Consider the following 26,122-nt stretch of genomic DNA (forward strand, 5'->3'; position numbering starts at 1 on the left):
CGGCGCTTTCGCCGGCAAGCCGGCTCCTACGGAGTGCGGGTGGCTAGACCAGGACCTGGCGATTGCTGGCCATGTAGGCGTGGATCTGCTTCTCGACCCGAGGGTGGATCATCTCCACCGGGCGCCGACCGTTGGGGCACGGCAGGCTCGGCGTCGTACCGAACAGACGGCAGATCAGCGGACGCTCGTCATACACCGTGCAGCCATCGGGCCCCAGATGCACACAGTTGAGCTCGTCCATGGCAGCCTCCTGCTCGGCGGCGGTCTTGCGCGGCAGGCGGGACATTTCCTCCGGCGAGGTGGTCACCGGGCCGCAGCAGTCGTGGCAACCGGGAACGCACTCGAAAGAGGGAATCTGCTGACGCAGGCTGCGGACGATTTGACGGTTACAGCTCATGAAAAAGGCTACCGGGACAGGAACAGCCGTGGATTCTGCCTCAAATGCCCCGCAGCAGACAGGGCCGGGCGTCCCGCGGTTGCCGCGACGGAAAGCCCCGGCTTATGCTCGGTGAATTTTTCCAGACGCCACAATCAGGACCCTTTCCATGCCCGCCAGCCCTCAGCACGCCGCCTCCTACTACGCCGCCAGCAGCCTGCCGCAGCCCGACTATCCGGCCCTGGCGGGCGAGCTGACGGCGGACGTATGCGTGGTCGGCGGCGGGTTCTCCGGGCTCAATACCGCACTGGAACTGGCCGAGCGCGGGTTCAGCGTGGTCCTGCTGGAAGCCCGCAAGATTGGCTGGGGCGCCAGCGGACGCAACGGCGGGCAACTGATTCGCGGGGTCGGCCACGGCCTTGAGCAGTTCACCAAGGTGATCGGCAGCGATGGCGTGCGCCAGATGAAGCTCATGGGCCTGGAAGCCGTGGACATCGTCCGCCAGCGCATCGAGCGCCTGCAGATCCCCTGCGACCTGACCTGGGGCTACTGCGACCTGGCCAACAAGCCGGCGGACCTTGAAGGCTTCGCCGCAGATGCCGAGGAGCTGCGCAGCCTGGGCTATCGCCATGAAACCCGCCTGTTGCAGGCCGATGAGATGCACAGCGTGGTGGGCTCCAAGCGCTACGTTGGCGGCCTGATCGACATGGGCTCGGGCCATCTGCACCCGCTCAACCTGGCCCTGGGCGAAGCCCGGGCGGCGCAACAGATGGGTGTGCGACTGTTCGAGCATTCGGCCGTCACCCGTATCGACTACGGCCCCGAGGTCAAGGTGCACAGCGCCCGGGGCACGGTCCGCGCCAAGACCCTGGTCCTGGGCTGCAACGCCTACCTCAACGACCTCAACCCGGAGCTGGGGGGCAAGGTCCTGCCCGCCGGCAGCTACATCATCGCCACCGAGCCCTTGAGCCCGGCCCTGGCCCGGGAACTGCTGCCACAGAACATGGCGGTCTGCGACCAGCGCGTGGCCCTGGACTACTACCGGCTCTCGGCCGACCGCCGACTGCTGTTCGGTGGTGCCTGCCACTACTCGGGACGCGACCCCAAGGACATTGCCGCCTACATGCGGCCCAAGATGCTGGAAGTGTTCCCGCAACTGGCCGCAGTGAAGATCGACTACCAGTGGGGCGGCATGATCGGCATCGGCGCCAACCGCCTGCCGCAGATCGGCCGCCTCAAGGACCAGCCCAATGTGTATTACGCCCAGGCCTATTCCGGCCACGGCCTGAATGCCACGCACCTGGCGGGCAAACTGCTGGGCGAGGCCATCAGCGGTCAGCACGGCGGTGGCTTCGATCTGTTCGCCCGGGTGCCGCACATCACCTTCCCCGGCGGCAAGCACCTGCGCTCGCCCCTGCTGGCCCTGGGCATGCTCTGGCATCGCCTGAAGGAGCTGGTCTGACGCCCAGCGCCAGCCAGTCGCCGTCGCTCACAGACGCCAGAAGGGCTTGAGGCCCTCGGCCCGCGCCTGCTCGGGACTGAGTCCGACATCGCGCAATTGCGTGGCGGTCAGCTCCAGCAACGCCTTGCGGGTGCGCAGCCGATGCCAGTACAGCCCCCAGGTGCTCAAGCCCGGCGGCACGCTGCGCGGCAGTGTCGCCGCCGACCATTCATGCTCCGCCTCCAGCTCCTGACCGCGTAACGACAGCCGCACATCGCTCAAGCCGTTCATTTGCATTGCTCCTGTTTGCTCAAATTGCCATGAGCAGACATGATGCGTGGCGCCACAAAACCATTACAGACTCAAAACAGCGGTATTAACTCCATACAGTTTTGCCAGAAATAGCGCTGAATCCTGTATTTTCACCCCATCTGTACTGGTTCTCAGCCACCGTCACTTCGAGCCCACGCCATGACCCTCTATGTGAACCTCGCCGAACTCCTGGGCACCCGCATCGAACAGGGCTTCTACCGCCCGGGAGATCGCCTGCCCTCGGTACGCGCCCTGAGCGTCGAGCACGGGGTCAGCCTGAGCACCGTGCAGCAGGCCTATCGCTTGCTGGAAGACAACGGACTGGCGATGCCCAAGCCCAAGTCCGGGTACTTCGTGCCCCCCAGTCGCGAGCTGCCCGCCTTGCCGGCAATCGGACGTCCGGCACAAAGGCCGGTGGAAATTTCTCAATGGGACCAGGTCCTGGAGCTGATCCGCGCCGTGCCGCGCAAGGACGTGGTGCAGTTGGGCCGCGGCATGCCGGACATCACCACGCCGACCATGAAGCCCCTGCTGCGAGCCCTGGCCCGCCTCAGCCGGCGCCAGGACATGCCCGGCCTGCACTACGACAACATCTACGGCGTGCTCGAGCTGCGCGAGCAGGTGGCGCGGCTGATGCTCGATTCCGGCTGCCAGCTGGGGGCCGGTGACCTGGTGATCACCACCGGCTGCCACGAGGCGCTGTCCACCAGCATTCGCGCCATCTGCGAGCCGGGGGACATCATCGCCGTCGACTCGCCGAGCTTTCACGGCGCCATGCAGACCCTCAAGGGCCTGGGCATGAAGGCCCTGGAAATCCCCACCGACCCGATTACCGGCATCAGCCTGGAAGCCCTGGAACTGGCCCTGGAACAGTGGCCGATCAAGGCCATACAGTTGACCCCCAACTGCAACAACCCCCTGGGCTACATCATGCCGGAGTCACGCAAGCGGGCACTGCTGACCCTGGCCCAGCGCTTCGACGTGGCAATCATCGAGGACGATGTGTACGGCGAGCTGGCCTACACCTACCCGCGCCCGCGCACCATCAAGTCCTTCGACGACGACGGCCGGGTGCTGCTATGCAGCTCCTTCTCCAAGACCCTGGCCCCGGGCCTGCGCATCGGCTGGGTCGCCCCCGGCCGCTACCTGGAGCGGGTGCTGCACATGAAATACATCAGCACCGGCTCCACGGCCCCGCAGCCGCAGGTGGCCATCGCCGAGTTTCTCAAGAGCGGTCACTTCGAGCCCCATTTGCGCAAGATGCGCACTCAGTACCAGCGCAATCGCGACCTGATGCTCGATTGGGTCAACCGCTACTTCCCCGCCGAGACCCGCGCCAGCCGCCCACAAGGCAGTTTCATGCTGTGGATCGAACTCCCCGAGGGGTTTGATGCTCTGAAGCTCAATCGGGTGCTGCTGGATCAGGGCGTGCAGATCGCCGTGGGCAGCATCTTTTCCGCCTCGGGCAAATACCGCAATTGCCTGCGGATGAACTACGCTGCCAAGCCAACCGCGCAGATCGAAGACGCGGTCCGCAAGGTCGGAGCCGCGGCCATCAAGCTGCTCAGCGAGAACCCGGGCTGATCCCGACCTGTTGCAGGAAGCCAGCCGTCCCATGCCAATCCGTGCCGTGATGCGAGATGACCTGACTTGAGCCGTTTACAGGTATTCACCTGGCTTTTGCTGCTGAGCCTCGGGCTGGGCGGCTGCGCCACCCTCGAAGTGCCCTACCAGCCCAGCCAGGCCCTGCCCGCCAGCAACTCCAGCTTTGCCCAATCGATCCGGGCCCAGGCCGCCCCCCATCAGGGGCGCTCGGGCTTTCGCCTGCTGTCCAACAGCACCGAAGCCTTCATGGCCCGCGCCGAACTGATCCGCAGCGCGCAGAGCAGCCTCGATCTGCAGTACTACATCGTCCATGACGGGGTCAGCACGCGCATGCTGGTGGACGAGCTGCTCAAGGCCGCCGACCGTGGCGTGCGCGTGCGCATCTTGCTCGACGACACCACCAGCGACGGCCTGGACCAGATCATCGCCACCCTGGCCGCCCACCCACAGATCCAGATCCGCCTGTTCAACCCGCTGCACCTGGGCCGCAGCACCGGCCTGACCCGAGCCATGGGGCGCCTGTTCAACCTGTCGCAGCAGCATCGGAGGATGCACAACAAGCTGTGGCTGGCGGACAACAGCGTGGCCATCGTCGGCGGGCGCAACCTGGGGGACGAGTATTTCGATGCCGAACCCAACCTGAACTTCACCGACATCGACATGCTCAGCGTGGGACCGGTGGCCGAGCAGCTGGGGCATAGCTTCGACCAGTACTGGAACAGCGCCCTGAGCCGGCCCATCGGCGAGTTCCTGTCCAGTACCCCTTCGGCCAAGGCCCTGGACAACACCCGCCAGCGCCTGGAGGAGTCACTGCAGGACAACCGCCGGCAAAACCAGGCGCTGTACCGGCAACTGAAGACCTACCGGACCCAGCCGCGCATGGACATCTGGCGCAAGGAGCTGATCTGGGCCTGGAACCAGGCCCTGTGGGACGCACCAACCAAGGTCCTGGCCAAGGGCGATCCAGACCCGCACCTGCTGCTGACCACCCAGCTGGCGCCGGAGCTCAAGGGGGTCAGCAAGGAACTGATCATGGTTTCGGCCTACTTCGTGCCCGGCCAGCCGGGCCTGGTGTACCTCACCGGACGCGCCGACGCCGGGGTGCACGTGAGCCTCCTGACCAACTCACTGGAAGCCACCGATGTGCCCGCGGTGCACGGCGGCTACGCGCCTTACCGCAAGGCCCTGCTGGAACATGGGGTACGGCTGTTCGAATTGCGCCGCCAGCCCGGCGACCACGGCGGCAGCGGCCCCCACCTGTTGCGCAGTACCTGGCGCGGTTCGGACTCGAGCCTGCACAGCAAGGCGATGATTTTCGACCGGCAGAAATCCTTTGTCGGCTCGTTCAACTTCGACCCGCGCTCGGTGCTGTGGAACACCGAAGTCGGGGTCCTGGTGGACAGCCCGGAACTGGCCGGGCACCTGCGCGCCCTGGCCCTGCAAGGCATGGCCCCGGCCCTGAGCTACGAAGCCAGGCTGCAGGACGGCAAGATCATCTGGGTGACCGAAGACAACCAACAGTTGCACAGCCTGAGCCGGGAACCGGGCAGTTGGTGGCGACGCATCAACGCCTGGCTGAGCACCCGCGTCGGCCTGGAGCGCATGCTCTAGATCGACCCGGGCCTGTCAGCGCTTGAGCAGCTGGTTCTGGATAAAGGCCTCCAGCCCCGGCGAGTGATAGAAGCCCATGCAGCGTTCGAAAATCGCGTTGATCGGGTAACCGGCCTCGTTCTTCATCGGCGGCCCGCCGACATGGAAGCTGCCCGTCTGCTGCTTGACGAAGTTGCTCAGGGCCCGGGGGCGCAGGCCGGAGCCTTCGCGGTCCAGTTGCACCAGATCGACGAAGTAGGAAGCGTCGTGCAGGTCGAACGCCTTGTAGAACTGCAAACGCTCGTAGTTATCGTCCAGGCACTCCTTGAGCGCCAACTGCTTGAGCCGCTCCACCGACGGGCCCTTGGGCGCAGCATCGGCGAAGCCGGCGAGCGAAAACGTCAGCACCCACAGCGCTGCACCGAACCCCTTGATTGTCTTGAGTGTCATCTGAACGCCCTGATTGAACCAGCAGCCCAGCAGCCTATACCGATTGCGGCACCGCAGCACCCAATGCCCCCTGGCGCAGCAACAGCACAATCAGCCCCAAGGCCCCGGCCACCATCAACCACAGCAAGGCATGGCCGCTGACCCACTGGCTGCCCGCCCCCGCCACCAGCGGCCCGATCAGGCAACCAATGCCCCAGAGTTGCGCCACATGCGCGTTGGCGCGCACCAGGGCGTCATCGCGATAACGCTCGCCGATCAGAATCAATGACAGGGTGAACAAGCCCCCGGCGCTGGCCCCGAACAGCACCCACAACGGCCAGATCAGCACCGTGTGGAGCAACAGCGGAATCGCCAGGCTCGACAACAGCAGTGCCACGGCGCAGCCGGTGAACAGGGAGCGCCGCGACAAGCGATCGGCCAAGGCGCCAATCGGCAGTTGCAGCACCGCATCGCCGACGACCACGGTACTGACCATCGCCAGGGCGATGTCTTCGGTGAAGCCCTGGCGCAGGCAATACACCGGTAACAGCGTCAGGATCATTGCCTCGAAGGCGGCGAACAGTGCCACGGCCCAGGCAATCGCCGGTAGCCCACGGCAAAAGCGCCCCAGGTCACCCAGGGTCACGCTGCAGGCTTCGGTCACTGGCGCGCCGCTGCGGCCGATCAACAGCAAGGGCGATACCAGCAGCAGCCCGACCCCGACCCAGAAGCCGTAGTCAGTTTCGGTGCCCAGGGCTCCCAGCAGCAAAGGCCCGGCCAATTGGCTCAAGGCGTAACAACTGCCATACAGCGCAACCAGCCGTCCACGCCACTGCTCGACCACCAGCTGGTTGATCCAGCTTTCACCGAGGATGAAGACGATGGTCAGAACCGTGCCCAGGCCCAGGCGCAGCACCAGCCACAGCGGGTAATTGGGCAACAGCGCCAGCAATCCAATCGATAGCGCCCCGCCCCACAGGCACAGGCGCATCAGGCCCGCGGTGCCGAAACGAGCTGCCAGGCGGCTGGCGAGCTTGGCCCCAAGCAACACGCCAAAAGCCGGCATCGACGCCATGACACCAATGGCAAAGGGCCCATAACCCCAGCCTTCCAGGCGAAACGACACCAGCGGCATGCTGACACCCAGGGCCAGGCCAACACTCAGGACAGCGGCCAAAACGGCGAAATAGGTCGCCCAACGCATTTCCACGCTCCTGTGGATCATTGTTCTGCAAGGCACAGACAACACAGCCGGACTCCCCTGGCGGAAAGTCCGGCTGCGCTGTGGATCGAGGGCTGCGGCAGGAAGCCGGCTGGCCGGTGAAAGCGCCCCTGGGGGCGCATCACCTCAAACCCGAAGGCTCAGAGCTTGATCCAGGTCGCTTTCAGCTCGGTGTATTTGTCAAACGCATGCAACGACTTGTCACGACCGTTGCCCGACTGCTTGAAGCCGCCGAAAGGCGCGGTCATGTCGCCGCCGTCGTACTGGTTGACCCAGACGCTGCCGGCACGCAAGGCCTTGGCGGTCAGGTGAGCCTTGGAGATGTTCGCGGTCCACACTGCAGCCGCCAGTCCGTAAGGAGTGTCGTTGGCAATCTGGATCGCCTCTTCCACGCTGTCGAAGGCAATCACCGACAGCACCGGGCCAAAGATCTCTTCCTGGGCAATCTTCATGGCGTTGCTGACACCATCGAAAATCGTCGGTTCCACGTAGGTGCCGCCCGTTTCCTGCAGGGTGCGCTTGCCACCGGCCACCAGCTTGGCGCCATCGGCATGACCGGCCTCGATGTAGGACAGCACGGTGTTCATCTGCTGGGTGTCCACCAGGGCACCGACGTTGGTGGCCGGGTCCAGCGGATTGCCCGGCTTCCAGGCTTTCAGGGCCTCGACCACCAGAGGCAGGAATTTGTCCTTGATGGAACGCTCCACCAGCAGGCGGGAACCGGCGGTGCAGACTTCGCCCTGGTTGAAGGCAATGGCGCTGGCGGCCGATTCGGCGGCGGCCTGCAGGTCCGGGGCATCGGCGAACACGATGTTCGGGCTCTTGCCGCCGGCTTCCAGCCAGACGCGCTTCATGTTGGATTCACCGGAGTAGACCAGAAGCTGCTTGGCGATCTTGGTAGAACCGGTGAACACCAGGGTGTCCACGTCCATGTGCAGGGCCAGGGCCTTGCCCACAGTGTGGCCGTAGCCGGGCAGCACGTTGAACACGCCAGCCGGAATCCCGGCTTCCACGGCCAGGGCGGCGATGCGAATGGCGGTCAGCGGGGATTTTTCCGAAGGCTTGAGGATCACCGAGTTGCCGGTGGACAGCGCCGGGCCTAGTTTCCAGCAGGCCATCATCAGCGGGAAGTTCCACGGCACGATGGCCGCGACCACGCCCACTGGCTCACGGGTCACCAGGCCCAGCTGGTCATGGGGGGTGGCGGCGACTTCGTCGTAGATCTTGTCGATGGCCTCGCCGCTCCAGCTCAGGGCTTGTGCCGCGCCGGGAACGTCGATTTGCAGGGAGTCGCTGATGGGCTTGCCCATGTCCAGGGTTTCCAGGAGCGCCAGCTCCTCGGCGTGCTGCTTGAGCAGGCCGGCAAAACGGATCATCACCGACTTGCGCTTGGCCGGTGCCAGGCGTGACCAGACGCCGGAGTTGAAGGTGGCGCGGGCATTGTCCACGGCGCGCTGGGCATCGACGGCGTCACAGCTGGCAATGCTCGCCAGTACACGGCCGTCGACCGGGCTGATGCACTCGAAAGTGTCGTTGGAAACGGCTGCGGTGTATTCACCGTTGATGTAGGCGCGGCCTTCGATTTTCAGGTCGCGGGCACGTTGTTCCCAGTCGGCACGAGTCAGGGTGGTCATACGAGTGTCCTCCTCTTATTTGAATACAAGCGCCACGCGAACTACGCCGGCACTCATGAAGAATTCTGCCCGGCCAGCCTGTTTTCGGCCAAAGGCACCCGCAACCCTAAACCAGCGACACCTGTACTTTCAATATATTTGACAAAGCCCGGGCAAACGCCATTGCTATGTGCATTTTAATAAACATAGACTTTGGCCTTCATAGCCACTCGCGCCGCAATCACGGGGGAATACAAGAATGAGCATCCACAACGTCGTCGACTTCAGCCAAGCCAACACCGAGGGCGAACGCTACCGCCCTGCTCCGGAGAAAGTCCTCAAGGGCGATCCCGAACAAGCGGTGTTCAACCATTACGGCAGCCCCTGCGGGCAGCTCAACGCCGGGATCTGGGAAGGCGCCGTGGGCCAATGGACGGTGAACTTCACCGAACACGAATACTGCGAGATTCTTCAGGGCGTTTCGGTGCTGCGTGACAACGACGGCAATGCCAAGACCCTGCGTGCCGGCGACCGCTTCGTGATCCCGGCCGGGTTCAAGGGCACCTGGGAAGTGCTGGAGCCCTGCCGCAAGGTCTACGTGGCCTTCGAACAGAAAGCCTGAATCTCAGGCACAAAAAAACCCGCTTGAAGGCGGGTTTTTTTGTCAGAAGAAAAATCAATTACTTGATTTTGCCTTCCTTGTAGATCACGTGCTTGCGAACAACCGGATCATATTTCTTGATCTCGATTTTGTCCGGAGTAGTACGCTTGTTCTTGTCGGTAGTGTAGAAGTGACCAGTACCGGCGCTCGAGATCAAACGAATCAATTCACGCATGATTAGCTCCCTTAAACCTTGCCGCCATCGCGACGGATTTCGGCCAGCACGACATCAATGCCGCGCTTGTCGATGATACGCATGCCTTTGGCAGATACGCGCAGACGCACAAAGCGTTTCTCGGACTCAACCCAGAAGCGGTGATGCTGCAGGTTCGGCAGGAAACGACGACGGGTTTTGTTGTTTGCGTGGGAAATGTTATTCCCAGTCACCGGACCCTTACCGGTAACTTGACAGACTCTAGACATGCCTCAGCCCTCTAAAACCACATGCCCAACCCGGCATGGGTTGGCCGCTTAATCTCTCAGTCATTTGGCGCCAGGCGCCGCGTTTCTTTAGGGTCTTACCGGCTACACCTACAAGCGAAGGAACCGGGCCCCTAGAAAAGAGCGCTGCTTTATACCAGAAAGACCCCATAGCAACAACAGCCGCTGTGCGCAGGATGATGAAAAGTCCTGATTTTCTTGCGCCGGACGCCTGCGGCAAAGGCTACCGCAGAAATCTACCGCTCGTCGCAGAATATATTTGCAACATTCTCCAACAGGAAATTCGCCAAACGCGGGGCAGCAGATCGGCCAGCAATTGCCTGCGGGGCGCAGGCGCAACTCCGGGTTTTGGCCCCGGATACAAAAGGGGATAGTCATTTCATAAAGAGGCCACTAGGGTAGGGCATTTCCAGACTGCACTCGCAGATGGGCCTTCGATCTGCACAAGGAACCCGACCATGCGTCTCGCCGCCCTCCCGCTCCTGCTCGCCCCCCTTCTGAGCCCATTGGCCCAGGCCGCCGCACTGAGCGTCTGTACCGAAGCCAGCCCGGAAGGCTTCGACGTGGTGCAGTACAACTCGCTGACCACCACCAATGCGTCCGCCGACGTGCTGATGAATCGCCTGGTGGAGTTCGATGCCGCCAGCGGCAAGGTGGTCCCCAGCCTGGCCGACAGTTGGGAGGTGTCCGCCGACGGCCTGAGCTATGTCTTCAAGCTGCACCCCAAGGTCAAGTTCCACCGCACCGACTACTTCACCCCCAGCCGCGAGCTGAGCGCCGAAGACGTGAAGTTCAGCTTCGAGCGCATGCTCGATCCGGCCCACCCGTGGCACAAAGTCACCCAGAGCGGCTTCCCGCACGCCCAGTCCCTGCAACTGCCCAGCCTGATCAAGAGAATCGATGCCCTGGATCCGCTGACCGTGCGTTTCACCCTGGATCACGCCGACTCGACCTTCCTCGCCACCCTGAGCATGGGCTTTGCCTCGATCTACTCTGCGGAATACGCCGACCAGTTGCTCAAGGCCGGCACTCCGGAGAAGCTCAACAGCCAGCCGATCGGCAGCGGCCCCTTTATTTTCGGTCGTTTCCAGAAAGACGCGTCGATTCGCTACAAAGCCAACCGCGACTACTTTGCCGGCAAACCGGCAGTGGACTCGCTGATCTTCGCCATCACCCCGGACGCCAACGTGCGCCTGCAGAAACTGCGGCGCAACGAATGCCAGATCGCCCTGTCACCCAAGCCCCTGGACGTCCAGGCAGCCAGTGAAGACCCCACGCTGAAGGTCGAGAAAACCGCGGCCTTCATGACCGCCTTCGTCGCGATCAACAGCCAGCACCCCCCCCTGGACAAGCCCGAAGTACGCCAGGCAATCAACCTGGCCTTCGACAAACCCCATTACCTCAAGGCCGTGTTCGAAGACACCGCCGAGGCCGCCAACGGCCCGTATCCGCCCAATACCTGGAGCTACGCCAAGGAACTGCCCGGCTATGCCCACGACCCGGAAAAAGCGCGCCAACTGCTGGCCAAGGCCGGCCTGAAAAACGGCTTCGAGACCACCATCTGGACCCGCCCCTCCGGCAGCCTGCTCAACCCCAACCCCAGCCTGGGCGCCCAGCTGCTGCAGGCCGACCTGGCCCAAGTGGGGATCCAGGCAGAAATCCGCGTGATCGAATGGGGCGAGCTGATCCGTCGGGCCAAAGCCGGCGAGCATGACTTGCTGTTCATGGGCTGGTCCGGCGATAACGGCGACCCGGATAACTTCCTCACCCCGCAGTTCACCTGCTCAGCCGTCAAATCCGGCACCAACTTCGCCCGTTATTGCGACCAGAATCTGGACAAGCTGATCACCGCCGGCAAGACCACCAGCGAACAGGGTGTGCGCAGCAAGCTGTACCAGCAGGCCCAGACCCAGATCCAGCAGCAGGCGCTGTGGCTGCCCCTGGCCCACCCGACTGCTTTCGCCCTCACCCGCCAGCAGGTCGAGGGCTATCAGGTGAGCCCCTTTGGCCGCCAGGATTACTCGAAGGTCAGCGTCAAATGAACCCCAGGTGTGCCCCAAGGCCAGCACAGGCGTTGAGGCACACCACGTTCAGATCCAGCCGTACTCGGCCATAGACAACGGGTCACCCTCGCCAACGATGAAGTGGTCCAGCACCCGCACATCGATCAACTCCAGCGCCTCCTGCAAGCGCCGGGTGACGATCCGGTCCGCCGGGCTGGGCTCACAGATGCCCGACGGATGGTTATGACAGAGAATCACCGCCGCCGCGTTATGCGCCAGGGTGCGCTTGAGCACCTGTCGCGGGTAAACCGTGGTGCTGTCGATCGACCCTTGAAACAACACCTCAAAGGCCAGGACCCGATGCTTGGTGTCGAGGAACAGACAGCCAAACACCTCGTGCGGCTGGTGCCGCAGCATCGACTTCAGGTAATCGCGCACCACCAGCGGGCTCTCCAGCGCCGACTGCCGGTGGAGTCTTTCCGCCAGATGCCGGCGCGCCATCTCCAGCACGGCCTGCAGCAGGGCGTACTTGGCCGGGCCTAGTCCCAGTTGCCGGGTGAAGGTCATTTGATCCGCCTCCAGCAGCCGGCGCAGGCTGCCGAAACGCTGCAGCAAGTGCCGCGCCAGGTCCACCGCGCTTTTCCCGGCCACCCCGGTACGCAGGAAAATAGCCAGCAACTCGGCGTCGGAAAGACTGATAGCGCCTTGCTCCAGAAGCCGCTCCCGCGGGCGCTCCGCCGCGGGCCAATCACGAATGCTCATCACACCTCCCTGTGCATGGCGCCGCTGTTCCACAGCGGGCGCTGTGCTATCTTAGCCACCCTCTTTTTGCGTGGTATTTCACCTGGGGAGGGGGCATGCCACGCAGCAATCACTGAACGGAAAGACAGGCCTATGCAGCGGCTGTATCGGAAACGCATCGTGCTCGGCGTCGGCGGCGGCATTGCCGCCTATAAGAGCGCGGAGCTGGTTCGCCGACTCCTCGACCAGGGCGCCGAGGTGCGCGTGGTCATGACCCGGGGCGGCAGTGAGTTCATCACCCCGCTGACCATGCAGGCCCTCTCCGGGCATCCTGTTCACCTCGACCTGCTGGATCCGGCCGCCGAAGCCGCCATGGGCCATATCGAACTGGCCAAATGGGCCGATCTGGTCCTGATCGCCCCCGCCACCGCTGACCTGATCGCCCGCCTGGCCCAGGGCATCGCCGATGACCTGCTGACGACCCTAATCCTGGCCACCGATGCCACAGTCGCCATCGCTCCGGCCATGAACCAGGCCATGTGGCGCGATCCTGCGACCCAGGCCAACACCCAACTGCTGCAAAGTCGTGGCCTGCGGGTCTTCGGCCCGGCCTCCGGGAGCCAGGCCTGTGGCGACGTCGGCCTGGGCCGCATGCTGGAAGCCAACGATCTGGCGCTGTGCGCCGCCGACTGCTTCCAGCACCAGGCACTGACCGGCAAACACCTGCTGATCACCGCCGGGCCGACTCAGGAAAACATCGATCCGGTGCGCTACATCACCAACCATAGCTCAGGAAAAATGGGCTTCGCCCTGGCCGAGGCCGCTGTCGAGGCCGGTGCCCGGGTCACTCTGATCACCGGACCGGTGCACCTGCCGACCCCCGACAGAGTCACGCGGATCGACGTGGTCAGCGCTCGCGACATGCTCGCGGCCTGTGAAGCGGCCATCCCCTGCGACGTTTTCATCGCCTCTGCGGCGGTCGCGGACTACCGCCCGGAAGTCGTTGCCCCACAGAAATTAAAGAAAGACCCTACGAAAGGTGATGGCCTGCTACTACAGATGGTGCGTAACCCAGACATCCTGGCCACCATCGCCAGCCGGCCGGATCGCCCTTTCAGTGTCGGTTTCGCCGCCGAGACCGAGAATCTGCTCGACTACGCTGCACGCAAATTGAAGGATAAGAACCTCGACCTGATCGTCGCCAACGACGTGGCCAACCCGAGCATTGGCTTCAACAGCGAGGAAAACGCCTGCAGCGTGATTGACCGGGAGTTGCACGCAACTCTCTTCGCCCAGACCAGCAAGGGCAAGATTGCCCGCCAACTGATCTCTTTCATCGCCGAACGGCTGAACCAGGTTTAACTCGCATGCACGCTTTACAAGCCAAGATCCTCGACCCACGCATCGGCAACGAATTCCCCCTGCCGCAGTACGCCACGCCCGGCTCCGCCGGACTCGACCTGCGGGCCATGCTCAAGCAAGACACGGTCCTGGAGCCGGGCCAGACCCTGCTGATTCCAACCGGCTTATCGGTCTATATCGGCGATCCGGGCCTGGCGGCGCTGATCCTGCCGCGCTCGGGCCTGGGCCATAAGCACGGCATTGTACTGGGCAATCTGGTGGGCCTGATCGACTCGGACTACCAGGGCGAACTGATGGTGTCCTGCTGGAACCGTGGCCAGACCGCATTCAACATCGCCGTCGGCGAACGCATCGCCCAACTGGTGCTGGTGCCTGTGGTCCAGGCGCATTTCGAAGTGGTCGAAGCCTTTGACGAAAGCCAGCGCGGCGCCGGCGGCTTCGGTCACTCCGGCAGCCACTGATGACCCCGCCTCGGGTCGGGCCCCTCGCCCGGCCCGACAATCACTGCCGGGCATTCAAGGGCCAATGACCGCTGCTATCTGCATCACGCTTCGGGCCCGCCAGGCCGGGCCTTTGAGCCGCCAAGGCCCGGCAGGCCCGGGGTAGATAGCACTTTCATACTACGAACTCTATGCTGAAACCGCCGTCATACCCTTGAGTTTGAGCCCGCCGGCCCGCCATTTACCGGCCGTACTGCCCCCCCTTCAGATGGAGCACCCTCAGTGATGAGCAACGCAGCTAACGTCGCCCCGACATTCCCTGACAGCATCTTCCGCGCCTACGACATCCGCGGCGTTGTACCGCAATCCCTGACCGCCGAGACCGCGTACTGGATCGGCCGCGCCATCGGCTCCCAGAGCCTGGCTCAGGACGAGCCCAACGTCTGCGTAGGCCGGGACGGCCGCCTGTCCGGCCCGGAGCTGGTGGAGCAACTGATTCAGGGCCTGCACGACAGCGGCTGCCACGTTGCCGACGTGGGCCTGGTGCCGACTCCAGCCCTGTACTACGCCGCCAATGTCCTGGCCGGCAAGTCCGGGGTGATGCTCACCGGCAGCCACAACCCGTCGAACTACAACGGCTTCAAGATCGTCATCGCCGGCGACACCCTGGCCAATGAACAGATCCAGGCCCTGCACCAGCGCCTCAAGAACAACGACCTGAGCAGCGCCCAGGGCAGCGTCACCCGGATCGACATCCTGCCGCGCTACGCCGAGGAGATCACCCGCGACATCAAGCTGGCCCGACGCCTGAAGGTCGTGGTGGACTGTGGCAACGGCGCCGCCGGGGTCATCGCTCCGCAACTGATCGAAGCCCTGAACTGCGAAGTCATCCCGCTGTTCTGCGAGGTGGACGGCAACTTCCCCAACCACCACCCGGATCCGGGCAAGCCTGAAAACCTCGAAGACCTGATCGCCAAGGTCAAGGAAACCGGGGCCGACCTGGGCCTGGCCTTCGACGGCGACGGCGATCGCGTCGGCGTGGTGACCAACACCGGCAGCATCGTCTACCCCGATCGCCTGCTGATGCTGTTCGCCAAGGACGTGGTGGCGCGCAACCCGGACGCCCAGATCATCTTCGACGTCAAATGCACTCGGCGCCTGACTCCGCTGATCAAGGAATATGGCGGTCGTCCGCTAATGTGGAAGACCGGTCACTCGTTGATCAAAAAGAAAATGAAACAGACCGGCGCCCTGCTGGCCGGCGAGATGAGCGGCCACGTGTTCTTCAAGGAACGCTGGTTCGGTTTCGACGACGGCATTTATAGCGCCGCACGGTTGCTGGAGATTCTCAGCAAGGAAAAATCCACTGCAGAAGAGTTGTTCGCGACCTTCCCGGACGATATTTCTACGCCGGAGATCAATATCCATGTGACCGAAGAGAGCAAATTCAGCATCATTGATGCCCTGCACGACGCGCAGTGGGGCGCAGGCGCCGACCTGACCACCATTGACGGCGTGCGAGTCGACTATGCCAAGGGCTGGGGCCTGGTTCGCGCCTCCAACACCACCCCTGTGCTGGTGCTGCGCTTCGAGGCTGATGACGAAGCCGAGCTGCAGCGGATTAAGGACGTGTTCCACGTCCAGCTGAAACGTGTTGCACCTGATCTCCAACTACCGTTTTGACTGTTTGAAGCACCGGAGCCCTGAATGACCATCGAACGCGATGCCGCCGCCAATACCGCCAAGGTCCTATCCGAAGCGCTGCCTTACATTCGCCGCTATGTCGGCAAGACCCTGGTGATCAAGTACGGCGGCAACGCTATGGAAAGCGAGGAGCTGAAAACCGGCTTCGCCCGCGACATCGTGCTGATGAAGGCTGTCGGGATCAACCCGGTGGTGGTGCACGGCGGCGGTCCGCAGATTGGCGACCTGCTCAAGCGCCTGTCGATTGAAAGCCACTTCGTCGACGGCATGCGCGTGACCGACGCGCAAACCATGGACGTGGTGGAGATGGTCCTGGGTGGCCAGGTCAACAAGGACATCGTCAACCTGATCAACCGCCACGGCGGCAGCGCCATCGGCCTGACCGGCAAAGATGCCGAACTGATCCGGGCGAAGAAGCTCACCGTGACCCGCCAGACACCGGAAATGACCACCCCGGAAATCATTGATATCGGCCATGTGGGCGAAGTGGTCGGGATCAACACCGACCTGCTGAACCTGCTGGTCAAGGGTGATTTCATCCCGGTGATCGCGCCGATTGGTGTTGGCGCCAATGGCGAGTCCTACAACATCAACGCCGACCTGGTGGCCGGCAAGGTGGCCGAAGCGCTGAAAGCCGAGAAGCTGATGCTGCTGACCAACATCGCCGGCCTGATGGACAAGTCGGGCAAGGTCTTGACTGGCCTGAGCACCCAGCAAGTCGACGAACTGATCGCCGACGGCACCATCTACGGCGGCATGTTGCCGAAAATCCGCTGCGCCCTGGAAGCGGTGCAGGGCGGCGTCGGCAGCTCGCTGATCATCGACGGTCGCGTGCCTAACGCGATTCTGCTGGAGATCTTCACCGATACCGGCGTCGGCACCCTGATCAGCAATCGCAAACGCCCTTAAGCGCCAGCGAAAAAAAAGCCCCCGCCCGGAATACCGGGCGGGGGCTTTTTTGTCGACGCTATCTCTGCAGGAGCCGGCTCCTACAGGTCAGATGCCGTATTGCGCGCGGTAGGCTTCCACTGCGGGCAGATGCTGCTTGAGCGCTGGGTCGTCTGCCAGGAACTGGAGGACCTGGGTCAGGGAAACGATGCTCACCACGGGAATACCGAAGTCACGCTCGACTTCCTGGATCGCCGACAGTTCTCCGTTGCCGCGTTCCTGGCGGTTCAAGGCGATCAACACGCCCGCCGCCTTGGCACCATCCTGAGATTCGATGATCTGCATCACCTCGCGAATAGCGGTGCCTGCGGTGATCACGTCATCAATGATCAGCACATCGCCGGTCAATGGCGCGCCTACCAGGCTGCCACCTTCGCCATGCGCCTTGGCTTCCTTGCGGTTGAAGCACCAAGGCAGATCGCGCTGATGATGCTCAGCCAGAGCAACGGCCGTAGCCGCCGCCAGAGGAATGCCTTTATACGCCGGGCCAAACAGCACATCGAAGGGAATGCCGCTTTCGACGATCGCCGCGGCGTAGAAACGCCCCAGCTGGGCCAGGGCCGAACCGCTGTTGAACAGGCCGGCATTGAAGAAGTAAGGGCTGGTACGCCCGGACTTCAGGGTGAACTCACCGAAGCGCAAAACCCCGCGATCGATGGCAAAACGAATGAAATCGCGCTGATACGCCTGCATGAAAAAACCCCAGATACCACGGATTTAGCTAATTAGGTAGAGCTCGGGTATCATACACGCACGTGATTTTTGGGGCCATTTATGCGGATCATCAGTGTGAACGTCAATGGTATTCAGGCTGCAGTGGAGCGTGGTTTGCTCAGTTGGCTGCAGGCACAGAATGCCGACGTCATCTGCCTGCAGGACACCCGCGCCTCTGCCTTTGAACTGGATGACCCAGCCTTCCAACTGGATGGCTACTTCCTTTATGCCTGCGATGCTGAAGTCCCCGCCCAAGGCGGCGTGGCTTTGTATTCGCGGTTGCAGCCGAAGGCGGTCATCAGCGGCCTCGGCTTCGAGACAGCCGATCGTTACGGGCGCTACCTGCAAGCCGATTTCGACAAGGTCAGCATCGCGACCTTGCTGCTTCCATCAGGGCAGAACGGCGATGAAGACTTGAACCAGAAGTTCAAGCTAATGGACGACTTCGCCCGTTATCTGGATAAGCAGCGGCGCAAACGTCGCGAGTACATCTATTGTGGCTCGCTGTACGTGGCGCAACAAAAGCTGGATATCAAGAACTGGCGTGACAGCCAGCAATCTCCGGGTTTCCTGGCACCCGAGCGTGCCTGGATGGACGAGATCATTGGCAACATGGGCTATGTCGACGCACTGCGCGAAGTCAGCCGCGAAGGCGATCAGTACAGCTGGTGGCCGGACAACGAACAGGCCGAGATGCTCAACCTGGGCTGGCGCTTTGACTACCAGCTGCTGACTCCCGGCCTGCGCCGCTTTGTCCGTAGCGCTCGCCTGCCGCGTCAGCCGCGCTTCTCGCAGCACGCACCACTGATTGTGGACTATGACTGGACGCTGACCATCTAAGCGTCTTTTCAGAGCCACAAAAAAGCCGACAGCGATGTCGGCTTTTTTGTGCGTGCTCGATCTACTTGATCAGACGCCAGGTGAAAGGATACCGATACGGCACACCCTCACCCGCCTTGACCCCACCGATGATGGTCAGCACCAAGGCGCCAATCGCCAGCAGGCCGAACATAAAGAAACCGATCACCACGATCATCAACAGGAAGCAGACTGCTGACGCAATGGCAACCGTCAGCTGGAAGTTCAGCGCTTCCTTGCCCTGGGCATCGATAAAGGGATCCGTTTCGCGCTTCATCTGCCAGAGAATCAGCGGCCCGATCAGCGTACCGAAGGGAACCCAGATCCCCAGCAAGGCGGACAGGTGACAAAACATCGCCCATTGCCGGACTTCATGGCTCGGCGCAGGTTGTGGCAGTTGCTCATCACTCATGCTGCTCTCCTTGCTGAAGACCGGCGCCCATCAATCGGCGAGCGCCGCCTGCTGCAGTTGGAAAATCTCGTTCATGCCTTGCTGGGCCAGAGCCAGCATCGCATTCAGTTCGGTCGGCTGGAACGGCGCGCCCTCGGCAGTGCCCTGCACTTCGATGAAACCACCGGTGCTGGTCATGACGACATTGAGGTCGGTTTCGGCAGCCGAGTCTTCCAGGTAATCCAGGTCCAGGACCGGCTCACCCTGGTACATACCCACCGATACTGCGGCAATCATCTGCTTCAGTGGGTCGCCGCCTTTCAGACCGCCGCGCTTCTTGATCACTTTCAAGGCGTCGACCAGAGCCACCATCGCGCCAGTGATCGATGCGGTACGGGTACCGCCATCAGCCTGGATCACATCGCAATCGACATACAGGGTAATGTCGCCCAGCTTGGACATGTCCAGTGCGGCGCGCAGGGAGCGACCGATCAGGCGCTGGATTTCCAGGGTGCGGCCGCCTTGCTTGCCACGGCTGGCTTCACGCTGGTTACGCTCACCGGTGGACCGCGGCAGCATGCCGTATTCGGCCGTCAGCCAGCCCTGCCCCTGGCCCTTGAGGAAGCGTGGCACGCCATTCTCGACACTGACCGTGCAGATCACTTTGGTATCACCGAACTCGACCAGTACGGATCCCTCGGCGTGTTTGGTGTAGTTGCGGGTAATGCGGATCGAGCGGAGCTGATCGGCAGCGCGACCACTTGGACGTTTCATAGGGGAATACCTGTACGAGGACGGAAAACTGCCGGGCATTATAAAGCCCGCAACCGCGCCAGGGCACGCCTAAAAAGGCCAAAGGCGCATTTGTGCGTCAGATTGATCCTGTTGCGACGACCTGCGGCCCATTGCCTGCAGCAGGGTTTGGGGCGCCTGCCGCACTGCGCTACAATCCTGCGCCTTCGCCGCCTACCGGCTTTAATTTATCTATCAGGCCTGCTCAGCCCGCTTGCGGTTGGCGTTGGCACTGAATCGGAGGTACCTCCATGGTGCATAGCATGACCGCCTTCGCACGGGTCGAACAGGCCGGAACCCGGGGCACGCTGAGCTGGGAGTTGCGCTCGGTCAACAGCCGTTACCTGGAGCCGCACCTGCGGTTGCCGGAAGCCTTCCGCGACCTCGAAGGTGTAATCCGCGAAGCACTGCGCCAGGGTTTGTCCCGAGGCAAAGTCGAATGCACCCTGCGCTTCACCGAGGAAACCACCGGCAAGCCATTGCAGGTCGACCGTGAGCGGGCAGCACAGCTGGTCGCAGCGGCCGAGACGGTTGCCAGCCTGATCAAGCAGCCGGCAGCCCTGAACCCACTGGAAGTCCTGGCCTGGCCTGGCGTGCTGGTGGCCGACGCCAGTGATCCGCAAGCCTTGAACAGCGATGCCCTGGCCCTGTTCAACCAGGGCCTGAAGGAATTGAAGAGCGGTCGCGAACGCGAGGGGGCCGAGCTGGCCCGCCTGATCAACGAGCGCCTGTCCTCCATAGAGGAAGATGTCGCGACACTGCGCGAGCTGGTTCCGCAGATGCTCGCGACCCAGCGCCAGAAAGTCCTCGACCGTTTCGCCGACATGCAGGTCGAGCTGGACCCGACCCGTCTCGAGCAAGAGATGGTCCTGCTGGCACAGAAAAGCGACGTCGCCGAAGAACTGGATCGCCTGAGCACCCACATCATCGAAGTACGTCGCGTGCTCAAGTCCGGCGGCGCTGCCGGGCGGCGCCTGGACTTCCTGATGCAGGAGCTCAACCGCGAAGCCAACACCCTGGGCTCCAAGGCCTTCGACCCGCGCAGCACTCAGGCTGCGGTCAACCTCAAGGTGTTGATCGAGCAGATGCGCGAACAAGTGCAGAACATTGAGTAAGGCAACTGACATGACCCACAGCACCGGCACCCTGTACATCATTTCCGCCCCATCGGGCGCAGGCAAAAGCAGCCTGGTCAAGGCTCTGACCGACGCCAACCCGGAGATCCGCGTCTCGATCTCCCACACCACCCGCGCCATGCGCCCGGGTGAAGTGAATGGCGTGAACTATCACTTCGTCGAACGCAGCGAGTTCGTGAAGATGATCGAGCACGGCGACTTTCTGGAGCGCGCCGAAGTCTTCGGCAATCTCTATGGCACCTCGCAAAGCCACCTGCAGCAAACCCTGGACGAAGGCCACGACCTGATCCTGGAAATCGACTGGCAAGGCGCCGAGCAGGTGCGCAAGCTGATGCCACAGGCGCGTTCGATCTTCATCCTGCCGCCGTCCTTGCAGGCCTTGCACCAGCGCCTGACCAACCGCGGACAAGACAGCGACGAGATCATTGATGGACGGATGCGTGAAGCCGTCAGCGAAATGAGCCACTACGTCGACTACGACTACCTGATCATCAACGACGATTTCGCTCACGCGCTGGACGATCTGAAGGCCATTTTCCGCTCCAATCAACTGCAACAGAAACGCCAGCAGCAGCGTTTCGGCAAATTGCTGGCTGAACTGCTGGGCTAAAACAGCACTTCCCAAAACCGCTGCAAGCGCTTTACATTGGCACTTGCAGCGCGTTGAAGAGCTTGGTCAAAAAATCAGCGCTTCCCTAAACGCTGGTGATTTTTTAAACTGTTGAGTCCGCTCGCCCATCCGGGCAGCGCGCATATTGCATTTGCTACGAGGAAGACCATGGCCCGCGTAACCGTTGAAGACTGTCTAGAACACGTGGATAACCGCTTTGAGCTGGTCATGCTCTCTACCAAGCGTGCCCGTCAACTGGCAACCGGCGGCAAAGAGCCGAAAGTGGCATGGGAAAACGACAAGCCTACCGTTGTCGCCCTGCGCGAAATCGCTGAAGGCCTGATCGACTATGCAGCCATCGCCGAAGCCGAAATCGTTGAAGACGAGCCGCTTTTTGCTGCTTTCGAGGACGAGTCCAACGAGGCCGTCTGAGCCTATGCCTGGTCGACGTAGCACGGCGCGGGATCACAGCTTACGGCAGGAGACATCATGCCGAGCATAGACGCCCTCGCCGATCGCTTATCGACCTATCTCGGCACGGACCAGGTCAATCTGGTCCGCCGAGCGTATTTCTACGCCGAACAAGCCCATGACGGCCAGCGCCGTCGCAGCGGCGAGGCGTACGTCACGCACCCACTCGCGGTAGCGAACATTCTTGCCGACATGCACATGGACCATCAGAGCCTGATGGCCGCGATGCTGCATGACGTGATCGAAGACACCGGCATCGCCAAGGAAGCGCTCAGCGCGCAGTTTGGCGAAACCGTGGCCGAACTCGTGGATGGGGTCAGCAAACTGACCCAGATGAACTTCGAGACCAAGGCCGAAGCCCAAGCGGAAAACTTCCAGAAGATGGCCATGGCCATGGCTCGCGATATTCGCGTGATCCTGGTCAAGCTGGCCGACCGCCTGCACAACATGCGCACCCTGGAAGTGCTTTCCGGCGAAAAACGCCGGCGGATCGCCAAGGAAACCCTGGAGATCTACGCCCCCATCGCCAATCGCCTGGGCATGCACAGCATCCGCATCGAATTCGAAGACCTGGGCTTCAAGGCGATGCACCCGATGCGTTCCGCGCGGATCTACCAGGCGGTCAAGCGCGCCCGGGGCAATCGCAAGGAAATCGTCAACAAGATCGAAGAATCCCTCAGCCACTGCCTGGCCATCGACGGCATCCAGGGCGAGGTCAGCGGTCGCCAGAAGCACCTGTACGGTATCTACAAGAAAATGCGCGGCAAACGCCGGGCCTTCAACGAGATCATGGACGTCTACGCGTTCCGCATCATCGTCGACAAGGTAGACACCTGCTATCGGGTACTCGGCGCTGTACACAATCTGTACAAGCCGCTGCCGGGACGCTTCAAGGATTACATCGCCATTCCCAAGGCCAACGGCTATCAGTCGCTGCATACCACACTGTTCGGCATGCACGGAGTACCGATCGAGATCCAGATCCGTACCCGGGAAATGGAAGAAATGGCCAATAACGGCATCGCCGCCCACTGGCTGTACAAATCCAGTGGCGACGAACAGCCCAAAGGCACCCATGCCCGCGCCCGCCAATGGGTCAAGGGCGTGCTGGAAATGCAGCAACGCGCCGGCAACTCCCTGGAATTCATCGAGAGCGTGAAGATCGACCTGTTCCCGGACGAGGTCTACGTGTTCACGCCCAAAGGCCGGATCATGGAGCTGCCGAAGGGCTCCACCGCCGTGGACTTCGCCTACGCGGTGCACACCGATGTGGGCAACAGTTGCATCGCCTGCCGGATCAACCGCCGCCTGGCACCGCTGTCGGAACCCCTGCAAAGCGGCTCCACCGTGGAAATCGTCAGCGCCCCAGGGGCACGCCCAAATCCGGCCTGGCTGAATTTCGTGGTCACCGGCAAGGCCCGTACCCACATCCGCCACGCCCTCAAACTGCAACGTCGCTCCGAGTCCATCAGCCTCGGCGAACGCCTGCTGAACAAGGTACTCAACGGCTTCGACAGCTCCCTGGAAAAAATTCCGGCGGAACGCATTCAGGCAATTCTTCAGGAATACCGCCTGGAACTGATCGAGGACCTGCTGGAAGACATCGGCCTGGGCAATCGCATGGCCTACGTCGTGGCCCGGCGCCTGCTGGGCGAAGGCGAACAGCTGCCAAGCCCGGAAGGCCCGCTGGCGATCCGCGGCACCGAAGGCCTGGTGCTGAGCTATGCCAAATGCTGCACGCCGATCCCTGGCGACCCGATCGTCGGCCACCTGTCCGCCGGCAAAGGGATGGTGGTGCACCTGGACAACTGCCGCAATATCAGCGAAATCCGCCACAACCCGGAAAAATGCATCCAGCTGTCCTGGGCCAAGGATGTCACCGGCGAGTTCAACGTCGAACTGCGCGTCGAGCTGGAACACCAGCGCGGCCTGATTGCGCTGCTGGCCAGCAGCGTCAACGCCGCCGACGGCAACATCGAGAAAATCAGCATGGACGAACGCGATGGTCGCATCAGCGTGGTCCAACTGGTGGTCAGCGTGCACGACCGCGTGCACCTGGCTCGCGTGATCAAGAAACTGCGCGCCCTGACCGGGGTCATCCGCATCACCCGCATGCGCGCGTAGCCCGTCCATTACAAGGAGTCATTCATGACCAAGACCGTTATCACCAGCGAAAAGGCCCCGGCCGCCATTGGCACCTACTCCCAGGCAATCAAGGCGGGCAACACCGTCTACATGTCGGGCCAGATTCCCCTCGATCCAAAAACCATGGAACTGGTGGAAGGCTTCGAAGCCCAGACCGTCCAGGTCTTCGAGAACCTCAAATCGGTAGCCGAGGCCGCTGGCGGTTCGTTCAAGGACATCGTCAAGCTGAACATCTTCCTCACCGACCTGAGCCACTTCGCCAAGGTCAACGAGATCATGGGCAAGTACTTCCAACAGCCTTACCCAGCCCGCGCCGCCATCGGCGTGGCCGCCCTGCCAAAGGGCGCACAGGTTGAAATGGATGCCATTCTGGTCATCGAGTAACACCCGCGGCGCAGCTGTTCAGGCTGCGCCGTTTTCGTTCTGAAAGGATTTCGTCATGCGCCAAGCGCTAGCTGTTTCGCTGCTCGCCGTATTGCTCGGCGGTTGTGCCAGCGACCCCGCCAAAAACGATGTCGGCGGCATCTGGATCAATCAGGTAGCGATCGACGCAGCCTCCAAGGGCGGCCCATTGCGTGAAGCGCTCCAGGCTTACGGCCCGAACCTGGAATGGGAACTCAACACCAAGGCAGGTCAGGCCCGTTACACCAATGGCTTCGAGACCATCGAAGGCAAGATCGTCAACGACGGTTCAAGCACTGCAAAGGTCGAGTTCTACGGCAGCGCCGCTACAGAGCTGAAACGCAACGGCAAGCAATTGCTGCAGGTGGCCAACGACAACGAACCCGAACAGGTATTCGTCCCACCCAAGGACCCGGCACCCGAAGGCGCGCCACTGGGCGCCAACTTCGAGCGCGCGCTGTACTCGGCCTACCTGGGCGGCACGTGGAAAATCGTCAGCGGTCCGGGAATGGGCAACGAAGTCCAGTTCCAGGCCAACGGCGCCGTGCAAGGCCTGCCGGGGGCCGATCGCTACGCCCTGTGCCTGGCCGGCGACTGCGCGTCCATGAGCGGCGGCAACGACAGCATCTGGTTGCAGCTCAACGGCCAGGGCAATTCCTGGATCTTCGTGCGCAAGGACCAGCAGTTGGAGATCTTCCAGGCAGTGAACAGCGCGCTGGCGGATGAAGTGCCATCGCTGATGCCGGGCAACCAGCAATGGCTGCTGCAAAAGCAATGACCCGTCTATAGCCGCTGCCCAAAGCAGCGGCTACGGTCCGATTCAGCCTTGCCCCTGAAGAATCGCCGCATAGCCCTGGCGATAACTCAGATAACGCGGCACCCAGCCCAACGCCCGGGCCCGGGCATTGCTGCAGCGCTTGCTACCGGTGCGGCGCACGCTGGCATCATCCGCCCACTCGGTCACACCCAGGTATTCACGCAGCCAGCCGACCACCTCCGCCAGCGGCGCAGGCGCATCGTCGACGCCTATATAGCAATCATCCAGGGCTGCGCCGCGACGGTCCGCCTCCAGCAGGAAAGCCAACAGGCCCGCCGCATCGTCGGCATGAATGCGATTGCCATACAACGGCGGATCAATCGCCACCCGATACCCGCGACGCACCTGGGTCAGCAGCCATTCACGCCCCGGCCCGTAGATTCCGGTCAGGCGCACCCGCGTTGCAGGCAGCCCACTGTTCAAGGCCACCTGCTCGGCTTCCAGCATCAAACGGCCCGAGTAGCCGCTCGCCAGGGCCGGTGAGTTCTCATCGACCCATTCACCGCCCTTCTGCTCGTAGACACTGCTGCTGGACACGAACAACAGGCGCTTGGGCTGCTGGCCATGCTGCTTGAGCCAGCTCAGCACACGCTGCAGGCCCTCGACATAGGCCGCGCGATACCCCGCCTCGTCATGCTCGGTGGCCGCCGCGCAGTACACCAGATAATCCAGGGGCGCCTGTGGCCAGTCCTTCGGGCACTGCTCGCTGAACAAGTCACCAGCGACGCCAATCACTCCCTGCGGCAGGCGCGATACCGTCCGGCGCAAGCCATAAACCCGCCATTGCTCAGCCAGCAGTTGAGTCGCCAGGCGACTCCCGACATCACCGCAACCGGCGATCAAAACAGAGGGGGAGGACATCAGAAAACTCCTTTCAGAAAGGCCAAGACTAGCCTCG

Annotated in this window: 27 protein-coding genes and 1 pseudogene; 16 read left to right on the forward strand and 12 right to left on the reverse strand. The window is 62.5% G+C overall.

Features of this window, described 5'->3' with window-relative positions; translation table 11 throughout:
* Positions 1-43: 43 nt before the first annotated feature.
* Positions 44-397, reverse strand: a complete 354-nt coding sequence (locus BLV47_RS22275) for a YkgJ family cysteine cluster protein (protein ID WP_092317578.1) — start codon at positions 395-397, stop codon at positions 44-46.
* A gap of 148 nt (positions 398-545) precedes the next feature.
* On the opposite strand from BLV47_RS22275, the gene BLV47_RS22280 reads away from it, so the two are divergent.
* Entirely contained in the window at positions 546-1,838 is a 1,293-nt protein-coding gene (locus BLV47_RS22280; protein ID WP_092317581.1) for an NAD(P)/FAD-dependent oxidoreductase, read from the forward strand.
* Between the two features lie 27 nt (positions 1,839-1,865).
* Here BLV47_RS22280 and BLV47_RS22285 read toward each other — a convergent pair whose 3' ends face one another.
* Positions 1,866-2,108 carry a DUF1127 domain-containing protein gene (locus BLV47_RS22285; protein ID WP_092317584.1) on the reverse strand — a complete coding sequence of 81 codons (243 nt, stop codon included), beginning with the start codon at positions 2,106-2,108 and terminating at the stop codon, positions 1,866-1,868.
* Between the two features lie 180 nt (positions 2,109-2,288).
* Between BLV47_RS22285 and BLV47_RS22290 the strand changes: the two genes are divergently transcribed.
* Positions 2,289-3,713 carry an aminotransferase-like domain-containing protein gene (locus tag BLV47_RS22290; protein ID WP_092317587.1) on the forward strand — a complete coding sequence of 475 codons (1,425 nt, stop codon included), beginning with the start codon at positions 2,289-2,291 and terminating at the stop codon, positions 3,711-3,713.
* Positions 3,714-3,779: 66 nt separating this feature from the next.
* On the forward strand, positions 3,780-5,345 hold the full coding sequence (locus BLV47_RS22295) for a phospholipase D family protein (RefSeq protein WP_092317590.1): 1,566 nt from the start codon (positions 3,780-3,782) through the stop codon (positions 5,343-5,345).
* A 15-nt stretch (positions 5,346-5,360) separates the two neighbouring features.
* Here BLV47_RS22295 and BLV47_RS22300 read toward each other — a convergent pair whose 3' ends face one another.
* The 3 genes from BLV47_RS22300 to BLV47_RS22310 all read right to left on the reverse strand — a co-directional run bounded on the left by BLV47_RS22300 (position 5,361) and on the right by BLV47_RS22310 (position 8,609).
* Positions 5,361-5,774 (reverse strand): hypothetical protein, encoded by a 414-nt coding sequence (locus BLV47_RS22300; RefSeq protein ID WP_092317593.1) that lies wholly within the window; start codon positions 5,772-5,774, stop codon positions 5,361-5,363.
* A 34-nt stretch (positions 5,775-5,808) separates the two neighbouring features.
* Entirely contained in the window at positions 5,809-6,957 is a 1,149-nt protein-coding gene (locus tag BLV47_RS22305; protein ID WP_092317596.1) for an MFS transporter, read from the reverse strand.
* A gap of 158 nt (positions 6,958-7,115) precedes the next feature.
* Positions 7,116-8,609: an aldehyde dehydrogenase gene (locus BLV47_RS22310; protein ID WP_092317598.1), complete on the reverse strand. Its 1,494-nt coding sequence runs from the start codon at positions 8,607-8,609 to the stop codon at positions 7,116-7,118.
* A 238-nt stretch (positions 8,610-8,847) separates the two neighbouring features.
* Here BLV47_RS22310 and BLV47_RS22315 point away from each other — a divergent pair, with 238 nt between their 5' ends.
* The gene (locus BLV47_RS22315; protein ID WP_060841712.1) at positions 8,848-9,210 is read left to right on the forward strand and encodes a cupin domain-containing protein; all 363 of its coding nucleotides are present in this window, start codon (positions 8,848-8,850) and stop codon (positions 9,208-9,210) included.
* A gap of 58 nt (positions 9,211-9,268) precedes the next feature.
* On the opposite strand, the gene rpmG is transcribed toward BLV47_RS22315, so the two are convergent.
* Complete coding sequence (rpmG, locus tag BLV47_RS22320) at positions 9,269-9,424, reverse strand: 50S ribosomal protein L33 (protein WP_003177274.1); 156 nt, start codon at positions 9,422-9,424, stop codon at positions 9,269-9,271.
* A gap of 11 nt (positions 9,425-9,435) precedes the next feature.
* Entirely contained in the window at positions 9,436-9,672 is a 237-nt protein-coding gene (gene rpmB / locus BLV47_RS22325) for a 50S ribosomal protein L28 (protein WP_011064219.1), read from the reverse strand.
* Positions 9,673-10,148: 476 nt separating this feature from the next.
* On the opposite strand from rpmB, the gene BLV47_RS22330 reads away from it, so the two are divergent.
* A complete protein-coding gene (locus tag BLV47_RS22330) occupies positions 10,149-11,732 on the forward strand; it encodes an ABC transporter substrate-binding protein (RefSeq protein ID WP_092317601.1) in 1,584 nt (527 codons plus the stop codon).
* Between the two features lie 48 nt (positions 11,733-11,780).
* Here the strand turns inward: BLV47_RS22330 and radC are convergent, their stop codons facing one another.
* Complete coding sequence (radC, locus tag BLV47_RS22335; protein ID WP_092317604.1) at positions 11,781-12,455, reverse strand: RadC family protein; 675 nt, start codon at positions 12,453-12,455, stop codon at positions 11,781-11,783.
* 132 nt (positions 12,456-12,587) lie between these two features.
* On the opposite strand from radC, the gene coaBC reads away from it, so the two are divergent.
* The 4 genes and pseudogenes from coaBC to argB all read left to right on the forward strand — a co-directional run bounded on the left by coaBC (position 12,588) and on the right by argB (position 16,849).
* Positions 12,588-13,796: a bifunctional phosphopantothenoylcysteine decarboxylase/phosphopantothenate--cysteine ligase CoaBC gene (gene coaBC, locus BLV47_RS22340; protein ID WP_092317607.1), complete on the forward strand. Its 1,209-nt coding sequence runs from the start codon at positions 12,588-12,590 to the stop codon at positions 13,794-13,796.
* A 5-nt stretch (positions 13,797-13,801) separates the two neighbouring features.
* Positions 13,802-14,257 carry a dUTP diphosphatase gene (gene dut / locus BLV47_RS22345; RefSeq protein WP_016967155.1) on the forward strand — a complete coding sequence of 152 codons (456 nt, stop codon included), beginning with the start codon at positions 13,802-13,804 and terminating at the stop codon, positions 14,255-14,257.
* 261 nt (positions 14,258-14,518) lie between these two features.
* Positions 14,519-15,919 (forward strand): annotated as a pseudogene (locus tag BLV47_RS22350) (phosphomannomutase/phosphoglucomutase); the annotation flags it as partial.
* 24 nt (positions 15,920-15,943) lie between these two features.
* Complete coding sequence (gene argB / locus BLV47_RS22355) at positions 15,944-16,849, forward strand: acetylglutamate kinase (RefSeq protein ID WP_011064225.1); 906 nt, start codon at positions 15,944-15,946, stop codon at positions 16,847-16,849.
* 87 nt (positions 16,850-16,936) lie between these two features.
* Here the strand turns inward: argB and pyrE are convergent, their stop codons facing one another.
* Positions 16,937-17,581: an orotate phosphoribosyltransferase gene (gene pyrE, locus BLV47_RS22360; RefSeq protein WP_011064226.1), complete on the reverse strand. Its 645-nt coding sequence runs from the start codon at positions 17,579-17,581 to the stop codon at positions 16,937-16,939.
* 81 nt (positions 17,582-17,662) lie between these two features.
* On the opposite strand from pyrE, the gene BLV47_RS22365 reads away from it, so the two are divergent.
* Positions 17,663-18,442: an exodeoxyribonuclease III gene (locus tag BLV47_RS22365; protein ID WP_011064227.1), complete on the forward strand. Its 780-nt coding sequence runs from the start codon at positions 17,663-17,665 to the stop codon at positions 18,440-18,442.
* Between the two features lie 61 nt (positions 18,443-18,503).
* Here BLV47_RS22365 and BLV47_RS22370 read toward each other — a convergent pair whose 3' ends face one another.
* Positions 18,504-18,872 carry a DUF4870 domain-containing protein gene (locus BLV47_RS22370; protein WP_016964144.1) on the reverse strand — a complete coding sequence of 123 codons (369 nt, stop codon included), beginning with the start codon at positions 18,870-18,872 and terminating at the stop codon, positions 18,504-18,506.
* A gap of 30 nt (positions 18,873-18,902) precedes the next feature.
* Positions 18,903-19,625 (reverse strand): ribonuclease PH, encoded by a 723-nt coding sequence (gene rph / locus BLV47_RS22375; protein WP_092317613.1) that lies wholly within the window; start codon positions 19,623-19,625, stop codon positions 18,903-18,905.
* Between the two features lie 269 nt (positions 19,626-19,894).
* On the opposite strand from rph, the gene BLV47_RS22380 reads away from it, so the two are divergent.
* The 6 genes from BLV47_RS22380 (at position 19,895) to BLV47_RS22405 (ending at position 25,185) form a co-directional block, all read left to right on the forward strand.
* Positions 19,895-20,758 carry a YicC/YloC family endoribonuclease gene (locus tag BLV47_RS22380; RefSeq protein ID WP_092317616.1) on the forward strand — a complete coding sequence of 288 codons (864 nt, stop codon included), beginning with the start codon at positions 19,895-19,897 and terminating at the stop codon, positions 20,756-20,758.
* A 10-nt stretch (positions 20,759-20,768) separates the two neighbouring features.
* The gene (gene gmk, locus BLV47_RS22385; protein WP_092317619.1) at positions 20,769-21,389 is read left to right on the forward strand and encodes a guanylate kinase; all 621 of its coding nucleotides are present in this window, start codon (positions 20,769-20,771) and stop codon (positions 21,387-21,389) included.
* A 168-nt stretch (positions 21,390-21,557) separates the two neighbouring features.
* On the forward strand, positions 21,558-21,821 hold the full coding sequence (gene rpoZ, locus BLV47_RS22390) for a DNA-directed RNA polymerase subunit omega (protein WP_007921129.1): 264 nt from the start codon (positions 21,558-21,560) through the stop codon (positions 21,819-21,821).
* A 57-nt stretch (positions 21,822-21,878) separates the two neighbouring features.
* A complete protein-coding gene (gene spoT / locus BLV47_RS22395) occupies positions 21,879-23,984 on the forward strand; it encodes a bifunctional GTP diphosphokinase/guanosine-3',5'-bis pyrophosphate 3'-pyrophosphohydrolase (RefSeq protein ID WP_092317622.1) in 2,106 nt (701 codons plus the stop codon).
* Positions 23,985-24,008: 24 nt separating this feature from the next.
* Positions 24,009-24,389, forward strand: a complete 381-nt coding sequence (locus BLV47_RS22400; RefSeq protein WP_047306620.1) for a RidA family protein — start codon at positions 24,009-24,011, stop codon at positions 24,387-24,389.
* A gap of 55 nt (positions 24,390-24,444) precedes the next feature.
* On the forward strand, positions 24,445-25,185 hold the full coding sequence (locus BLV47_RS22405) for a hypothetical protein (RefSeq protein ID WP_092317625.1): 741 nt from the start codon (positions 24,445-24,447) through the stop codon (positions 25,183-25,185).
* A gap of 42 nt (positions 25,186-25,227) precedes the next feature.
* On the opposite strand, the gene BLV47_RS22410 is transcribed toward BLV47_RS22405, so the two are convergent.
* Entirely contained in the window at positions 25,228-26,085 is an 858-nt protein-coding gene (locus BLV47_RS22410) for an NAD-dependent epimerase/dehydratase family protein (protein ID WP_092317629.1), read from the reverse strand.
* Positions 26,086-26,122 lie beyond the last annotated feature (37 nt).

This window comes from Pseudomonas saponiphila, from assembly GCF_900105185.1.
GTDB lineage: Bacteria > Pseudomonadota > Gammaproteobacteria > Pseudomonadales > Pseudomonadaceae > Aquipseudomonas > Aquipseudomonas saponiphila.

Coding starts and splice junctions, on each gene's coding strand:
- BLV47_RS22330 (WP_092317601.1), top strand. CDS start 10,149: ATGCGTCTCGCCGCCCTCCCGCTCCTGCTCGCCCCCCTTCTGAGCCCA.
- BLV47_RS22305 (WP_092317596.1), bottom strand. CDS start 6,957: ATGCGTTGGGCGACCTATTTCGCCGTTTTGGCCGCTGTCCTGAGTGTT.
- BLV47_RS22315 (WP_060841712.1), top strand. CDS start 8,848: ATGAGCATCCACAACGTCGTCGACTTCAGCCAAGCCAACACCGAGGGC.
- rpmG (WP_003177274.1), bottom strand. CDS start 9,424: ATGCGTGAATTGATTCGTTTGATCTCGAGCGCCGGTACTGGTCACTTC.
- dut (WP_016967155.1), top strand. CDS start 13,802: ATGCACGCTTTACAAGCCAAGATCCTCGACCCACGCATCGGCAACGAA.
- BLV47_RS22410 (WP_092317629.1), bottom strand. CDS start 26,085: ATGTCCTCCCCCTCTGTTTTGATCGCCGGTTGCGGTGATGTCGGGAGT.
- BLV47_RS22285 (WP_092317584.1), bottom strand. CDS start 2,108: ATGAACGGCTTGAGCGATGTGCGGCTGTCGTTACGCGGTCAGGAGCTG.
- radC (WP_092317604.1), bottom strand. CDS start 12,455: ATGAGCATTCGTGATTGGCCCGCGGCGGAGCGCCCGCGGGAGCGGCTT.
- argB (WP_011064225.1), top strand. CDS start 15,944: ATGACCATCGAACGCGATGCCGCCGCCAATACCGCCAAGGTCCTATCC.
- BLV47_RS22300 (WP_092317593.1), bottom strand. CDS start 5,774: ATGACACTCAAGACAATCAAGGGGTTCGGTGCAGCGCTGTGGGTGCTG.
- BLV47_RS22365 (WP_011064227.1), top strand. CDS start 17,663: ATGCGGATCATCAGTGTGAACGTCAATGGTATTCAGGCTGCAGTGGAG.
- pyrE (WP_011064226.1), bottom strand. CDS start 17,581: ATGCAGGCGTATCAGCGCGATTTCATTCGTTTTGCCATCGATCGCGGG.
- BLV47_RS22380 (WP_092317616.1), top strand. CDS start 19,895: ATGGTGCATAGCATGACCGCCTTCGCACGGGTCGAACAGGCCGGAACC.
- BLV47_RS22310 (WP_092317598.1), bottom strand. CDS start 8,609: ATGACCACCCTGACTCGTGCCGACTGGGAACAACGTGCCCGCGACCTG.
- rpmB (WP_011064219.1), bottom strand. CDS start 9,672: ATGTCTAGAGTCTGTCAAGTTACCGGTAAGGGTCCGGTGACTGGGAAT.
- gmk (WP_092317619.1), top strand. CDS start 20,769: ATGACCCACAGCACCGGCACCCTGTACATCATTTCCGCCCCATCGGGC.
- coaBC (WP_092317607.1), top strand. CDS start 12,588: ATGCAGCGGCTGTATCGGAAACGCATCGTGCTCGGCGTCGGCGGCGGC.
- BLV47_RS22290 (WP_092317587.1), top strand. CDS start 2,289: ATGACCCTCTATGTGAACCTCGCCGAACTCCTGGGCACCCGCATCGAA.
- BLV47_RS22400 (WP_047306620.1), top strand. CDS start 24,009: ATGACCAAGACCGTTATCACCAGCGAAAAGGCCCCGGCCGCCATTGGC.
- BLV47_RS22405 (WP_092317625.1), top strand. CDS start 24,445: ATGCGCCAAGCGCTAGCTGTTTCGCTGCTCGCCGTATTGCTCGGCGGT.
- BLV47_RS22370 (WP_016964144.1), bottom strand. CDS start 18,872: ATGAGTGATGAGCAACTGCCACAACCTGCGCCGAGCCATGAAGTCCGG.
- spoT (WP_092317622.1), top strand. CDS start 21,879: ATGCCGAGCATAGACGCCCTCGCCGATCGCTTATCGACCTATCTCGGC.
- BLV47_RS22275 (WP_092317578.1), bottom strand. CDS start 397: ATGAGCTGTAACCGTCAAATCGTCCGCAGCCTGCGTCAGCAGATTCCC.
- BLV47_RS22280 (WP_092317581.1), top strand. CDS start 546: ATGCCCGCCAGCCCTCAGCACGCCGCCTCCTACTACGCCGCCAGCAGC.
- rpoZ (WP_007921129.1), top strand. CDS start 21,558: ATGGCCCGCGTAACCGTTGAAGACTGTCTAGAACACGTGGATAACCGC.
- rph (WP_092317613.1), bottom strand. CDS start 19,625: ATGAAACGTCCAAGTGGTCGCGCTGCCGATCAGCTCCGCTCGATCCGC.